General features: G+C 69.7%; 14 protein-coding genes and 1 pseudogene. 10 read left to right on the top strand and 5 right to left on the bottom strand.

What is annotated here, in order from left to right:
- Positions 1-469: 469 nt before the first annotated feature.
- From FPZ41_RS06245 to FPZ41_RS06235, 3 genes are all read right to left on the bottom strand, one after another.
- A complete protein-coding gene (locus FPZ41_RS06245) occupies positions 470-979 on the bottom strand; it encodes a DinB family protein (protein WP_322619881.1) in 510 nt (169 codons plus the stop codon).
- Positions 980-1127: 148 nt separating this feature from the next.
- Positions 1128-1991, bottom strand: coding sequence for a class II aldolase/adducin family protein (locus tag FPZ41_RS06240; RefSeq protein ID WP_152859897.1), 864 nt, complete (start codon positions 1989-1991; stop codon positions 1128-1130).
- A 23-nt stretch (positions 1992-2014) separates the two neighbouring features.
- On the bottom strand, positions 2015-3511 hold the full coding sequence (locus FPZ41_RS06235; protein WP_152859895.1) for a sodium:solute symporter: 1497 nt from the start codon (positions 3509-3511) through the stop codon (positions 2015-2017).
- Between the two features lie 339 nt (positions 3512-3850).
- Between FPZ41_RS06235 and FPZ41_RS06230 the strand changes: the two genes are divergently transcribed.
- Entirely contained in the window at positions 3851-5512 is a 1662-nt protein-coding gene (locus tag FPZ41_RS06230) for a PucR family transcriptional regulator (RefSeq protein ID WP_152859893.1), read from the top strand.
- A 120-nt stretch (positions 5513-5632) separates the two neighbouring features.
- Here the strand turns inward: FPZ41_RS06230 and FPZ41_RS06225 are convergent, their stop codons facing one another.
- Both FPZ41_RS06225 and FPZ41_RS06220 read right to left on the bottom strand, forming a co-directional pair.
- The gene (locus FPZ41_RS06225) at positions 5633-6100 is read right to left on the bottom strand and encodes an HIT family protein (RefSeq protein ID WP_322619880.1); all 468 of its coding nucleotides are present in this window, start codon (positions 6098-6100) and stop codon (positions 5633-5635) included.
- 54 nt (positions 6101-6154) lie between these two features.
- Complete coding sequence (locus FPZ41_RS06220; RefSeq protein WP_152859964.1) at positions 6155-7297, bottom strand: DUF4037 domain-containing protein; 1143 nt, start codon at positions 7295-7297, stop codon at positions 6155-6157.
- 9 nt (positions 7298-7306) lie between these two features.
- On the opposite strand from FPZ41_RS06220, the pseudogene FPZ41_RS50165 reads away from it, so the two are divergent.
- The 9 genes and pseudogenes from FPZ41_RS50165 to FPZ41_RS06180 form a co-directional block, all read left to right on the top strand.
- A pseudogene (locus FPZ41_RS50165) lies at positions 7307-7468 on the top strand (hypothetical protein); the annotation flags it as partial.
- Positions 7469-7515: 47 nt separating this feature from the next.
- Positions 7516-7932 carry a type 2 periplasmic-binding domain-containing protein gene (locus FPZ41_RS49370; protein ID WP_152859889.1) on the top strand — a complete coding sequence of 139 codons (417 nt, stop codon included), beginning with the start codon at positions 7516-7518 and terminating at the stop codon, positions 7930-7932.
- Between the two features lie 254 nt (positions 7933-8186).
- The gene (locus FPZ41_RS06210) at positions 8187-9332 is read left to right on the top strand and encodes a SchA/CurD-like domain-containing protein (RefSeq protein ID WP_228022517.1); all 1146 of its coding nucleotides are present in this window, start codon (positions 8187-8189) and stop codon (positions 9330-9332) included.
- A gap of 75 nt (positions 9333-9407) precedes the next feature.
- Positions 9408-9824, top strand: a complete 417-nt coding sequence (locus FPZ41_RS06205) for a cupin domain-containing protein (RefSeq protein ID WP_152859887.1) — start codon at positions 9408-9410, stop codon at positions 9822-9824.
- Positions 9821-11089 (top strand): beta-ketoacyl-[acyl-carrier-protein] synthase family protein, encoded by a 1269-nt coding sequence (locus FPZ41_RS06200; RefSeq protein WP_152859885.1) that lies wholly within the window; start codon positions 9821-9823, stop codon positions 11087-11089. Before FPZ41_RS06205 ends, FPZ41_RS06200 begins: the two co-directional genes overlap by 4 nt.
- Positions 11086-12336: a ketosynthase chain-length factor gene (locus FPZ41_RS06195; RefSeq protein WP_322619879.1), complete on the top strand. Its 1251-nt coding sequence runs from the start codon at positions 11086-11088 to the stop codon at positions 12334-12336. Before FPZ41_RS06200 ends, FPZ41_RS06195 begins: the two co-directional genes overlap by 4 nt.
- A gap of 14 nt (positions 12337-12350) precedes the next feature.
- The gene (locus tag FPZ41_RS06190) at positions 12351-12620 is read left to right on the top strand and encodes an acyl carrier protein (protein WP_131557839.1); all 270 of its coding nucleotides are present in this window, start codon (positions 12351-12353) and stop codon (positions 12618-12620) included.
- Position 12621: 1 nt separating this feature from the next.
- On the top strand, positions 12622-13101 hold the full coding sequence (locus FPZ41_RS06185; protein ID WP_131557841.1) for an SRPBCC family protein: 480 nt from the start codon (positions 12622-12624) through the stop codon (positions 13099-13101).
- Positions 13102-13112: 11 nt separating this feature from the next.
- A complete protein-coding gene (locus tag FPZ41_RS06180) occupies positions 13113-13445 on the top strand; it encodes a TcmI family type II polyketide cyclase (protein WP_131557843.1) in 333 nt (110 codons plus the stop codon).
- The last annotated feature ends 72 nt before the right edge of the window (positions 13446-13517 follow it).

Here is a 13517-nt window from a genome sequence, read left to right as displayed (position 1 = left end):
GACTGCGCCGTCGGATCCTCTTCTGGAGAAGCTTGACCTGCCGCCCGTCCGGTTCCACGATCTCCGACACTGCGCTGCCACACTCTCCCTGGCCGTCCGCATCCACATGAAGAAGATCCAAGCTCTCCTAGGGGCAGCAGCTACTCCCTGACCGCCGATCCCTACACCTCGGTGCTGCCCCAGTTCGAGAACGCCGAGGACGAAGCTCAGGTCGCCCTGGTGCCGCGAGCAGGAAAGCAGAAGGAGCCACCAGCCGCGCCCGCCGTTCCCAGCGATGAACCCAGGTGGACGGCCCGCCTGACGGCACGTTCCCAGCGCGTTCCCATCTGATGTAAGAATGCCCTCCGCCGATCTCCACGGAGGGCATCCGTCACTCCCAACCAAGCTCTGACCTGGTGTTTCTCTGTGCCCCCGGCAGGATTCGAACCTGCGACACCTGCTTTAGGAGAGTGGTGGACGACCCTGCGGATCAGGCGCCCACGGTCCCGTCGACCCCTTCACGCAGAAAGTCCGCGTGCCCGTTGTGGCGGCCGTACTCCAGAAGCACGTGCACCATGACCATCCGCAACGACACCTCCTCGGCCCATCTCGGCTGGTATCCGGCCAGATCCAGGGACTCGGCCTCCCGCTCGATACGGCGCGAGTTCGCCACCTCGGCCTCCCAGGCCGTGAACGCCTCGGCCCTGGTCGATGCGCTCGCGTCGTACGCCGCCTGGAAGTCGATCTCCTCGGACCAGACCATGGGCGCGTCGTTGTCCTCGAACACGCGGCGGAACCAGGCACGTTCCACCTCCGCCATGTGCCGCACGAGTCCGAGCAGCGAAAGCGTGGACGGTGGCATCGACTGCTGCCGCAGTTCCTCGTCGGTCAGCCCTTCGCACTTCATGGCGAGGGTCGCTCGGTGGAAGTCGAGGAACGCCCGCAGCGTCTCGCGTTCGCTTCCAAAACTGGGTGGCCCTATGCGATTGTCGCTGGTCACTGGCCATGCTCCTGATCCGTACCGGTATATACGGCCAGTATCCACTCCCATGGCCGTCGGGCTGACCCGACCCACGAGTCTCGACCTCGGCTGGACAGGGCCCCGCGACCGGAAGTTGTGCGGGACGTTTCCGCCGTCACCGCCTCGATCAGTCTGCGTAGTCGGGGGCGATGCGTTCCACCAGGCGGAGCAGGGCCTGCCAGGCCAGGTCGTATGCCTGGTCGTCCTGGAGGTCGGATCCGTGTTCCTCGCCGCGCAGTTGGCGAGCCGTGCGCTCGCACACGTCGCCGGGCGGCAGCGTGAGTGGGGTACCGCCGGTTTGTGCGGCGACCTGGATCTCGCAAGCCTTCTCCAGGTAGTACATGCGCAGGAAGGCCTGGGCGGCGGTCTCGCCGACGGTGAGCAGGCCGTGGTTGCGCAGGATGAGCGCGGGGTGAACACCGATGTCGGCGACGAGGCGCTGCTGTTCGTCGAGGTTGAGGGCGACGCCCTCGTAGTAGTGGTAGCCGACTCGGTTGTGGAACTCCATGGACATCTGGTTGACCGGCAGGAGTCCGTCCCGTTGGGCGGCGACGGCACAGCCGGCCTTGGTGTGGGTGTGCAGCACGCAGTGGGCATCGGAGCGGGCGGCGTGGATCGCGCTGTGGATGACGAACCCGGCGGGATTGACCGGGTACGGGGTCGGCTCGACGGGGTTGCCGGCCAGGTCGATCTTGACGAGGTTCGAGGCGGTGATTTCCTCGAAGAGCAGCCCGTAGGGGTTGATGAGGAAGTGGTGGTCGGGGCCGGGCAGCCGCAGCGAGATGTGGGTGAAGATCAGGTCGGTCATACGGAAGTGCGCTACGAGCCGGTAGACGGCTGCCAGTTCGCGGCGTAGGCGCTGCTCTTCGTCGCCGTGGTGCTGTTGTCCGTCCGGGGCGGGCTCGGCCGGGGCGGGCTCGGCCGGGACGGGCCTGGCCGCGGCGAGGGTGGGGGCTGGGGCGTTGTCAGCGGTCGTGGCGCTGGTGGCCATGGAACTCGGCTCCTGTCGGTGTGTCAGAGGGAGGTGACGGCTGTCTTGGACTGCGTGGTCGGACTGTCGTCGAGATCGGTGGTGGCCTGCCCGGCGAGGCGGCGACGCCACTGCTCCAGGACATGTGTTTCGGTCGGCCGGGTGGTGAGGCTGACCGCGACGTAGGCGACCAGGCTGACGGCGAGGCCGTAGTAGATGGGTTCGTTCGCAAGCATGCCCTCGGCGGCCATCAGGGCGATGACGGTGACGCTGCCGGCGGTCATCGCCGCGAGCGCCCCGGGCAGGTTGCCGCGCTTCCAGAGCAGGCCGCCGAGAATGGGCACCAACAGGCCGCCGACCAACAGGTTGTAGGCGACGGTGAGCGCTGCGAGAACGTCGTCGAGCAGGCAGGCGAGAGCGATGGACACCACGCCGAGGATGATGATGGCGGCCCGGTTGGAGGCGACCTCGTCGTGGTCGTCACCGGTCCGCGGGTGTGCGGTGCGTCCGCCGAGGGCGCGCAGTCGGTGCCAGATGTCGTTGTTGACGACCGTGGCGGAGGCGATCAGGGCGCCGCTGGCGGTGGACATCATCGCGGACAGGGCGGCGGCCAGCACCAGGCCTTTGACGCCGGTGGGCAGGGTGCTCTTGACGATGGTCGCGAAGGCGCTGTCCGCGTCGGCGAGGTCGGGGTGGAGGATTTTGGTGGCCATGCCGATCACGGCGCCGGCCAGTGCGTAGACCAGGCAGTACAGGCCGGCGACGGTGCCGCCCCAGGAAGCGACCTTGTCGCTGCGGGCGGTGAAGACGCGCTGCCAGATGTCCTGACCGATCAGCATGCCGAACGTGTAGATCAGTACGTAGGTGAAGATGCTCTCGCCGCCGATGGAGCCGAACGACAGGTAGCTGTCGGGCAGTTGGGCGGAGAGCTGCGCGAAGCCGCCCGCCTTGACGACCGCTGCCGGCAGCAGGACCACGAGAACGCCGATGCTCTTGACCACGAACTGCACCATGTCGGTGAGGGTGATCGACCACATGCCGCCGAGGGCGGAGTACCCGACCACGATGGTGCCGCCGATGATGACGGCGGCCCAGCGGGGCACGTCGAAGAGGACGTCGAACACGGTGGCGTAGGCGATGGTGGAGGTGACGGCCAGCATCAGGGTGTAGATCCACATCACCAGGCCGGAGATGATGCTGGCCGAGTCGCCGTAGCGAAGGGACAGCATGTCGGCGACGGTGTAGACCCGCAGACGGGCGATGCGCGCGGAGAAGCCGATGCTCAGTGCCAGCAGTCCGAAGCCGATGGCGAAGACCATCCAGGCGCCGGACAGCCCGTAGGTGTAGCCGAGGCGCACACCGCCGATGGTGGAGGCACCGCCGATGACCACGGCGGCCATCGTGCCGGTGTACATGCCGGGGCCGAGGCGCCGTCCGGCGACGAGGAAGTCGCTGGTGGAACGGGCGCGTCTCTTGCCCCACCATCCGACGGCGGCGATACCGAGCAGATATCCGATGATCACTGCGTAGTCGACGCTCATGACGTCCTCCGGTCCTAGGTCCTTGGCGGCCCGCGCCGGGGAACGCGGTACCGGGATGCTCGTGTGCTCTGTGACTCGTGTGAGGGGAGCGGCTGCGCGCAGGACCGGGTAAGGCGGCGGCTTGCTACTCGGGGTGACAGGCGGGCTCGGCCACGGTGGGGACGAGTGGGGACGCTGGTGCCGGTGCGGAAGGTGTGTGCCCGGTGTCCGGTGCCCGGTGGGGTTCGACCACCGTAGGCCGCCGGGCCTTGACACCACACTGTCGGATCTGTCTCATATCGTGACCGCCAAGGGATGAATCATCCCGCCTGCGGAACGCGTCGATCCGAGGAATCGCTCATGCCGCCGACCAGCGCGCCCCCAGCGCCGACCAGCCCCACTCCACCCCCGTCAGGCACCCCCGCCGTCCCACTGAGCACCCTGCTCGCCGACGCCGCCCTGGGCCTGCAGCAGGTCGCAGGGCCCACGGAAGACCGCCTCGTCGGCACGATCGGCACCACGGAGCTGGAAGACCCGGCCCCCTACCTGCTCGGCGGCGAACTCCTGCTCATCGCCGGTGTCCGCCTCCCGGAGACCACCGAGGGCGTCGACACCTACGTACAACGCGTCGTCCGGGCGGGCATCGCGGCGCTCGGCTTCGGTGTCGCCCCGGTGCACGACGAGGTCCCGTCCGCCCTGGTCACGGCCTGCGACCGGCACGGGCTTCCCTTGCTGCGGATCCCGCCCGGGACGCCGTTCGTCGCCGTCAACCATGCCGCCCACGCGGCCATGGCCGAGGCACGGCACCAGGAACTGCGCCAGATCGCCGAGGCGCAGGCCGCCCTCGCCACGGCCGCGGCCCGTCCCGACGCACTGAAGGCGGTCCTGCAGCAGCTCGCCACGCGTCTCGGTGCCTGGGTCGTCCTCCTGAACCCGCTCGGCGGCGAACTCCTCGCCGCCGGCACCCGGCCGGAGGCGCCCGCCGCAGTGCAACTGCGCGCCCTCGCCGCGCGCACCACGGCCCACGTACGATCCCGCTCCGCCGAAGGACGGCCGCAGCTGCCGACAGCGGCAGCCGAGCATCACGCCGAGTTCCACCTCACGGTGCACACCCTCCCCGCAGAGATCGCCGACGGCCCGTTCGTCCTCGGCGTCGCAGCCGCCTCCACGCCCACCGCCGTGCACCGCTCCGTGATCGGCACCGCGCTGGTCCTGTTGTCGCTGCTCACCACCCCCCGGCACGCCCTGGGTACCGACACCCGTGGCGCCGCGGCCCTGGTCCGCCTGATGCTCGGCCAGCACCCCGTCGACGTGGCCCGGCTCCTGTCGCCGGACGCACGGGCTGCGGACAACTGGGTCGTGGTCCACGGCCGCATCACCAGACCTGGCCCAGGGGCAACGGCGCGCCCCGGCGGCGACCCTGTCCAACTGGCCGCCCTCGGCACGGTCCTGACCACGCCCTACCTCGACATCGACGGCACCAGCCTGCGCGCACTCGTCCCCAGCAGCCCCGGTTCCCCGCTGCCCGACCTCGCCTCGGTCGCACGCCTCGGCTGGACCCTCGGCATCAGCTCGCCCGTCGCCGCCGCCGATCTGGCGATCGCCGACAGACAGGCCGATCGCATGTTGCGCCATGCCGTGGCCACCGGCACGTCCTCGGCACAGCACCGCACCCAGGACCTGACCATGCACTCCCTGGTCAGCCCGGGCGACGCAGCGGCACTCGCGCAGGCCCGCTTCGCCCCCTTCGCAGAAGCCCCCGCGCCCGGCCCCGCCGTCCTGCTGGAAACCCTGCGCACCTGGCTTGCCCACCACGGCAACTGGGACCGCACAGCCGCCGCTCTCCAACTCCATCGCAACACCGTGCGCCGACGCATCGCCAAGTCAGCCGAACTGCTCGACGCCGACCTTCAGGACCTCAATGTCCGGATGGAGCTCTGGTTCGCCCTCCACTGGCTCCCCGGCGAGCAGCCCACGGGCAAACAGAGGACAGCTGATCCCACCGAACCGACACCGCCGTGAGCAGGACTGGGACAACGAGGCACCACCGCCGTTGCCGCACACGCGGGCCGCCCCCTGTACTCACCCGCCGGGCTTCGCACAGAGGTTGACGGCCGCGAGGGACGACTCAGCGGGAGCTGTTCAGCCGAGGGCTTCCCTCAGCCGTTCACACACCCGCTCCACCTCCGCCGCCCCGGGGAAATACTCCGCTTCACCCATCGCCACCTGCAATGCGGGACCGAAGGCGTCGAACCGGGCCAGGTCGTCCTTTCCGACGGGCTGCACGACGAAGTGGATGTGGCCGGGAACCCCGCCGGCATGCGACCACAGGCACACGTACACCTGCTCCGGGGCCATCACCTCGGTGACGGCAGCGCTCACCCTCTGCAGCAGAGGCCCCAGCTCGCTGGACTCCTGCGCCGTCAACTCGGCCACGTGCACCACATGTCGAGCCGGCTTGACCACAACGGTCCCCGGACCGAGCGGTCCGACGCAGTGCTCGACAACCCAGGACTCGGTCCGCAGCACGTTTCCGCCCGGCAGCGGAACATTCCCCATCGTGAGGTCACACGCCAGACACCCGCCCCGCGCACCGGAATCCTCAGCCACGGTCGCTCCACCAATCCCGGACAGCCCCATGACGCGCCCCTTGCCCCTTCCCACTCACGAAACCACGCCGATGGCGCTGGAGCCTGTCACGGTTCGTCCGACCGCTCTCGTCGTGGCCCGAATGACGTGGGGCCGGGTGAGCAGGTCGGTACTGTCCGCCCACTGATCCACGCTTCCCACCAGTGGCAGCGTGCAAAGGTCCGGGTCGGTGACGGTGCGCGCGAGTGCCTGTGCGAAGCGCTCGGCATGCAGGACCAGGAAAGGACGCGAGTGGTAGCGGCGACGTTTCGGGTCCATCGGCGTGATCAGTCCGGATGTGTTCTGCAGCGAAGCGACGGCCTCGTAGGCATCGCACAGGTGCGCTTCCCGGGTCGGGTAGTCCGTTGCCGTCAGCACACCGCGCAGCGCCGGGGTGAGCGACTCCGCCACCGGCAGTCGGCCGAACGCGCTGCCGAGCCACTTGCCGTAGGGGGCGTAGCGGCGCTCAAGCAGCAGGCACAGGCGCATCAGGTCCCGCACCAGGCGGGCGGCCACAACAGCCGAACCGATGTCGTCACCGACCTCCGCGCAGCGCCCCACGAACGCCTCTTCCTGCGAGACACGCTGCCACTGACACGCCAACAGGTACCGCCACACCTGCTCCGGGTACCACTCCAGCCTGCGCCGGCGGTCGGTGAGCGTGCCGAGCTCATCGTGGAACACCGCGCCACCGGTGGTCTCGGCGAGCCGCTGCTGCGGCATGGCCAGCCATTCACGAACGCTCAAGTCCGTCTCGGCGGTACGCAGTCCGAGCTGCTCGGCCAGCCATCCGTCCACGTCGTACACGTCCACGCGGTGGCTGACCGGGCCATCGGTCAACTGCATGCGACCGACCGGATCCAGCGGATCGTCCCTCTCCTGGAAGTGGGTGGGCCAACCCCGCACCTGCTTCGGCAGCCGCTCGGCCAGCATGCGACGGATATCCGCCCCGTGCTGGGCGTGGTCCTGGGCAGTCAGGAAGATCTGCAGCCGCGGGCCCCATTCGTGATCTGCCGACCGCGGTGTGTCGAAGCCCAGCACCTCAGACCCGCTACCGACCCGGGCAGCCGCGTACCGCAGCCCCGGAAGGACTTCCCCCAGGAGCGGGCGTACCGCCTCCTCGTACAAGACCCTGGACAGCTCGATTCCGGGCATGTACCTGGCGCCAGAGAACGTCATGACCCAACTGTGCTGGAAATCCTCTTCGGCGTACCACCGGGTATCCGCGACGACTGGCTGCTCGCCACGGTGCACCAGCTGCGCGCCGAGGTGCCGCACTGCGAGCCCGCGTACCGCGAAGCCGGAAGCAGTGAGCAACTGCGCCTGCTGCGCCAGGGCCGCCTCGACATCGGCATCGTCCACCAGGCCCCGCCCGCCGAACACGTCTCGCGCCGGCTGTGGGCCGAACCCTCGGCGTCGCCGTCCGACCATCCCACCCCCTCGCTGCCCGCCCCCGCTACACCCTGGCCGACCTGGACGGACTGCGCGTCCTCGTCCACTCCCGCGACCAGGTGCCGACTCAGCAGGACAGCCTCATGGCCGCCGCTCTCGCCTCCGACATCCGCCCGCAGTGGCTCTTCACCCACTACGTCGAGCACGCCCGCGCCTGTGCCGAGGCCGCCGAGGCCGAGGCGGTCGTGGTCGGCTCGTACACCGCCGGCCGCCAGCTCCCCGACTGGCCCTGGCGACCGCTGACGGGACTGTCGCCGGCCATGACGACGTGGGTGGTGCGCCAGGCGGACACCCGTACCGTCGTGCAGCAGGCGGCAGCGGCGATCACCGGGCAAGGGGAAGAACAGGCTGTGGTGGCGTAGCGCGGCCCTGTTCGGCGCCGCCACGCGCATCGACCGATGGGCTGGGGGCTGACGGGCTGGGGGCTGACGGGCTGTAGAGGGCGATGCCCGGGGCATATCCGCGCCGCATGAGGCGGAGGGCCTGGACGTTCACCCGCATGGCCCGCCTGGTTCGCGGTGCCGCACGGCACGACACACGATCGTTGCCATGCGGCCGATACGCACCCTCACGTGGTGCGACGGTCCGCCCCGTTCCACAGGAAGAGGTGCTCCGGATGGCAGTCTCCCCAGCCGTGTCGATGATCCCGGACGGCGTGTCCACCACCGCGTTCGACGGGTCCCGAGTGCGGGTCGTGCTGATGCTGGACATCCATGACGGAACACAGCAGGAGTTCCTCGACGCCTACGAGCACATGTGCGAGCAGGTCGCCGCGGTGCCCGGGCACATCAGCGACCAGCTCTGCCAGTCACTGGAGAACCCCACCCAGTGGCTCATCACCAGCGAATGGGAGAGCGCACCGCCCTTCCTCGCGTGGGTCAACAGTGAGGACCATCTGGAGATGGTCAAGCCCCTGCAGGGCTGTGTCCGCGACACCCGGTCGATGCGTTACACCGTCCTGCGCGAGACCTTCGGCAAGAAGCACAAGTCGCGTGCGGTGGCCCGGGAACGGCTGCAGTCCGCGCCGCGCGTGGGCGGCAACACGGTCCGGCAGGCGCTGACCTTCACCGTCAAACCCGGCACTGAGTCCAAGGTCGCGGAGATCCTTTCCGGTTACGCCTCGCCCGAGGCCCGGGTGGACGAGACCACCAGGCTGCTCCGCACCTCACTGTTCATGCACGGCAACCGTGTCGTCAGAGCGGTCGAGGTACAGGGCGAGCTGCAGGCCGCGCTGCGGCACGTCGCCCGGCAGCCCGAAGTACGCGCCGTCGAGGAGGCCCTCGACCCGTATCTGGAACAGGAACGGGACCTCCGCGACCCGCAGTCCGCCCGGCTGTTCTTCACCCGGGCCGCGGTCCCGGCCGTCCATCACGTGGAGTCCGGTCGCCGGGAGGGCCCGGACGTGCGGCGGTGCGCGTTCTACTACCCGGCGAGGCCCGGCAGCGGCCAGGCACTGGCCCTGCTCCTGTCGCAGCAGGACGTGGCCGCCACGGGCGACCCGGCCGGTCAGGTCCTCGCCTGCACCGTCTTCCACCGCGACGACCTCGTCGTCCGGCTTGTCGACATGGACGGCGAACCGGAGGACGCGCCCGGCGCCGCGCTGGCTCTGCGCACGTCCGCCGTCATCGCCGAGGCAGGGCGAATGCTGGATGCGGGAGCACTCGGTATCGACGAGACCCTGGCGGACGACCGGATGCTGCCGCGGCTCCTCACGCACGCCCGGATGAAGCACGTCACCGACCGCCGGGCGTCGGCCTCCTGACCCGGCTGCCGTCCGAACGCCGCATCCCGTCCCCCACCTTTGCCCCCACCTTCGCATCCTGCTCCGGAGACCGACATGGCAGAACAGCACGCACGCATCGTCGACCTCAGCGGCATCGCGCCCAACCGCCGGCGCGGCGGCGACATCCGCGCCCTCCTCACACCCACCACGGTGGGGTCGACCAGTGGATTCATGGGCGTGGCCATCGTGCAGCCCGGGGAACGCATCGCCGAGCACTACCACCCGTACTCCGAGGAGTTCGTGTACGTCACCCACGGCACCTTCGAAGTGGACCTGGAGGGAGAGCCCCACGCCCTCCGGCCCGGCCAGGGGCTGCTGATCCCGCTGAACACGCGGCACCGCTTCCGCAACGTCGGCGACAGCGAGGCGCGCATGGTCTTCCACCTGGGCCCGCTGGCCCCTCGGCCGGAACTCGGGCATGTCGACACGGAGGAGACGGAAGGGACCGCGCAGCCCGAGGTGGTGTCATGAACCGGCGGGTCGCCGTCACCGGCGTAGGTGTCGTCGCCCCGGGCGGAATCGGCATATCCCAGTTCTGGGACCTGCTCTCCAATGGGCGTACGGCGACGCGCCGGATCTCCCTCTTCGACCCGGTGGGCCTGCGCTCACAGATCGCGGCCGAGTGCGATTTCGACCCGGCGGCACACGGCCTGGACGACGAGACCACCGGGCGCTGCGACCGGTACATACAGTTCGCGCTGGTCGCCGCCAGAGAGGCGGTCCGCGACGCGGGCCTCGACCTCCAGCAGTCGGACCCCTGGCGGATGGGAGCCAGCCTGGGGAGCGCGGTGGGGGGCACCACGCGACTCGAACACGACTACGTCCTCGTCAGCGCGAACGGCGCGCGATGGGACGTCGACGACCGGCGGGCGGAGCCGTCACTGCACCGGGCCTTCACCCCGAGCACCCTCGCCTCCGCCGTCGCCGAGGAGTTCGGCGTCCACGGGCCGGTGCAGACCGTCTCCACGGGGTGCACATCCGGACTCGACGCGGTGGGATACGCGTACCACGCCATCGCCGAGGGCCGTGCCGACGTATGTCTCGCGGGCGCCTCGGACTCACCGATCTCGCCGATCACGATGGCGTGTTTCGACGCCATCAAGGCGACCTCTCCGAACAACGACGACGCCGCACACGCCTCGCGCCCCTTCGACGCCCATCGCGACGGGTTCGTCATGGGGGAAGGCGGCGCCGTGCTCGTCCTGGAGGAACTCGGACACGCGCGTGCCCGCGGCGCGGAGGTGTACTGCGAGATCGCCGGCTACGCGACGTACGGCAACGCCTACCACATGACCGGGCTCACCAAGGAGGGCCTGGAGATGTCGCGGGCGATCGACGGCGCCCTCGCCCAGGCGGGCCTGGGCGGCACGGACATCGACTACGTCAACGCGCACGGCTCCGGCACCAAGCAGAACGACCGTCATGAGACCGCGGCGGTCAAGCGGTCACTGGGCGACCACGCCTACGCGATACCCATGAGCTCGATCAAATCCATGGTGGGCCACTCGCTCGGTGCGATCGGCTCCATCGAGGTCGCGGCCTGCGTACTCGCCCTGTCCCACCAGGCGGTACCGCCCACCGCCAACTACGAGACCCCGGACCCCGAATGCGACCTGGACTACGTGCCCCGTGTGGCACGGGAGCGGAAGCTGCGCCATGTGCTGTCGGTGGGCAGCGGCTTCGGCGGGTTCCAGTCCGCGGTCGTACTGAGGGGCCCTGAGGGGAGGCGGCAGTGAACAGGAAACGCCCCAGGCATGCGGTCGTCACCGGACTCGGTGTGGTGACACCGCACGGAATCGGTACCGACGTCTTCTGGAAGACGGTCAAGGAAGGCGGCAGTAGCCTCGCTCCCCTCGGCAAGGAAGGCTGCGAACACCTCCCCCTGCGGATCGCGGGCGAGGTACGTGACTTCGACGCGGACGCCCTGATCGAGGGGACCTTCCTCGTCCAGACCGACCGGTTCACGCACTTCGCGATGGCGGCGACCGAACTCGCGCTGAACGACGCGGGTTTCGGGCGCGCCGACATGGACTCGCCCTTCTCCGTGGGCGTGTTCACCGCCGCGGGCTCCGGCGGCGGCGAGTTCGGCCAGCGCGAACTCCAGAAACTGTGGGGGCAGGGACCGCGCCACGTCGGCCCCTACCAGTCGATCGCCTGGTTCTACGCGGCCAGCACCGGTCAGATCTCCATCCGCAACGGCTTCAAGGGCCCCTGCGGTGTCGTGGCCGGCGACGAAGCCGGCGGCCTGGACGCCCTGGCACACGCCGCCCAGGCCGTACGGCGCGGCACCGACGCGATCGTCGTCGGCGCCACCGAGGCCCCGCTGGCTCCGTACTCGATCGTCTGCCAGCTGGGTTACCCCGAGCTGAGCCGGAACGACGATCCGCAACGCGCCTACCGGCCCTTCACCACTGCCGCCTGCGGGTTCGTGCCCGCCGAGGGCGGAGCGATGCTCGTGGTGGAGGACGAGGAGGCGGCGCGCGAACGCGGGGCCGACCCACGAGCGACACTGGCCGGCCATGCGGCGACGTTCACCGGCGCCTCCCGCTGGGAGGACTCCCGGTCCGGGCTGGCCCGGGCGATCAGCACCGCACTGACGGAGGCCGACTGCCGCCCGGAGGACGTGGACGTCGTGTTCGCGGACGCCCTCGGAGTGCCCGAGGCCGACGAGGCGGAGGCGCTGGCCCTCACCGACGCACTCGGCCCGCACGCACGGCGCGTGCCGGTCACCGCGCCCAAGACGGGAATGGGGCGCGCCTACTGCGCGGCACCGGTGCTCGACGTGGCGACCGCGGTGCTCGCCATGGAGCAGGGAACGATTCCGCCCACACCCAACGTCTTCGACATCTGCCACCACGTGGACCTCGTGGTCGGCCGTGCCCGCCCTGCCGAGCTGCGCACGGCACTGGTTCTCAGCCGCGGACTCATGGGCTTCAACTCGGCGCTCGTCCTGCGCCAGGGCTCCGTTCCGCCCCCCGAATGAAGGAGTGCATCCGTATGACCGACCAAGTGGACCACCAGGTGACCATCGACGATCTGGCCGAGCTGATGAAGCGCACCGCCGGAGTGAGCGTCGACCCCCTCATTCTCGAAGAGGAGTCCGGCTCCGGCTGGGACACCTTCGGCCTGGACTCCCTCGGCCTGCTGGGCATCGTGGCCGAGTTGGAGAAGCGCCACGGCATGGGCCTGCCCGAGCAGATGGAGCGCTGCAAGACGCCCGCGGACTTCCTCGCCGTGGTGAACGGCGTCCTGATGAAGGGAGCATGACATGGCAGCCCACACCGAGAACGAGATCACCATCGCGGCACCCCTGGACCTGGTCTGGGACATGACCAACGACATCCAGAACTGGCCGCGGCTGTTCAGCGAGTACGCCTCCGTCGAGGTGCTCAGCCGGGACGGCCACCGCACCACCTTCCGGCTCACCATGTTCCCCGACGACCAGGGCCGGGTGTGGAGCTGGGTGTCCGAACGCGTCGCGGACCGTATGACGCGGACCGTCTGGGCCCATCGCGTCGAGACCGGTCCCTTCGAGTACATGAAGATCCGCTGGGAGTACACCGAGACACCCCACGGCACCCGGATGGACTGGATCCAGGACTTCACGATGAAGCCGGACGCACCCGTCGACGACACCGGGATGACAGAGATCATCAACCGCAACTCCCGCGAACAGATGGCCCTCATCCGCGACCGGATCGAACGGGCCGCGGACGAACGCCGCAGCGCCGCGGTCCTCACCGACTGAAGGGGACCCCGATGCACCACACCCTGATCGTCGCCCGCATGGCTCCCGGCGCGGCACCGGACATCGCCGAGGTCTTCTCCGAGTCGGACAGCGGCGAACTGCCCCACCTCGTGGGAGTCACCCGGCGCAGCCTCTTCGAGTTCGGTGATGTGTACCTGCATCTCATCGAGAGCGAGCGTGACCCCGCACCCACCATCGCCAAGCTGGCCGGCCATCCGGAGTTCCGCGGCGTCAGCGAACGGCTCGCCCCGTTCGTCTCCGCCTACGACCCGGAGACGTGGCGGAGCCCCAAGGACGCGATGGCACGGTGCTTCTACCGCTGGGAACGGGACACCGCGGGCTGAGCCTCTCAGTGCCGCACCGGCGGCCACACCCCACAGCGCACCGCTGAACGACCGCGGTGCGTTGTGGGGTTA

Origin of the sequence: Streptomyces acidicola (assembly GCF_009377235.1) — a bacterium.
In the GTDB taxonomy this organism is placed as follows: Bacteria; Actinomycetota; Actinomycetes; order Streptomycetales; family Streptomycetaceae; genus Streptomyces; species Streptomyces acidicola.
Note: the sequence above shows the minus strand (reverse complement) of the source record. Positions and strands in the feature narration are given on the sequence as shown.

Bases quoted from the DNA above. Each gene is read 5' to 3' on its own strand.
- FPZ41_RS06185 (WP_131557841.1), top strand. From the start codon at position 12,622: ATGGCAGCCCACACCGAGAACGAGATCACCATCGCGGCACCCCTGGAC.
- FPZ41_RS06205 (WP_152859887.1), top strand. From the start codon at position 9,408: ATGGCAGAACAGCACGCACGCATCGTCGACCTCAGCGGCATCGCGCCC.
- FPZ41_RS06200 (WP_152859885.1), top strand. From the start codon at position 9,821: ATGAACCGGCGGGTCGCCGTCACCGGCGTAGGTGTCGTCGCCCCGGGC.
- FPZ41_RS06235 (WP_152859895.1), bottom strand. From the start codon at position 3,511: ATGAGCGTCGACTACGCAGTGATCATCGGATATCTGCTCGGTATCGCC.
- FPZ41_RS06190 (WP_131557839.1), top strand. From the start codon at position 12,351: ATGACCGACCAAGTGGACCACCAGGTGACCATCGACGATCTGGCCGAG.
- FPZ41_RS06220 (WP_152859964.1), bottom strand. From the start codon at position 7,297: ATGACGTTCTCTGGCGCCAGGTACATGCCCGGAATCGAGCTGTCCAGG.
- FPZ41_RS06180 (WP_131557843.1), top strand. From the start codon at position 13,113: ATGCACCACACCCTGATCGTCGCCCGCATGGCTCCCGGCGCGGCACCG.
- FPZ41_RS06230 (WP_152859893.1), top strand. From the start codon at position 3,851: ATGCCGCCGACCAGCGCGCCCCCAGCGCCGACCAGCCCCACTCCACCC.
- FPZ41_RS06240 (WP_152859897.1), bottom strand. From the start codon at position 1,991: ATGGCCACCAGCGCCACGACCGCTGACAACGCCCCAGCCCCCACCCTC.
- FPZ41_RS06210 (WP_228022517.1), top strand. From the start codon at position 8,187: ATGGCAGTCTCCCCAGCCGTGTCGATGATCCCGGACGGCGTGTCCACC.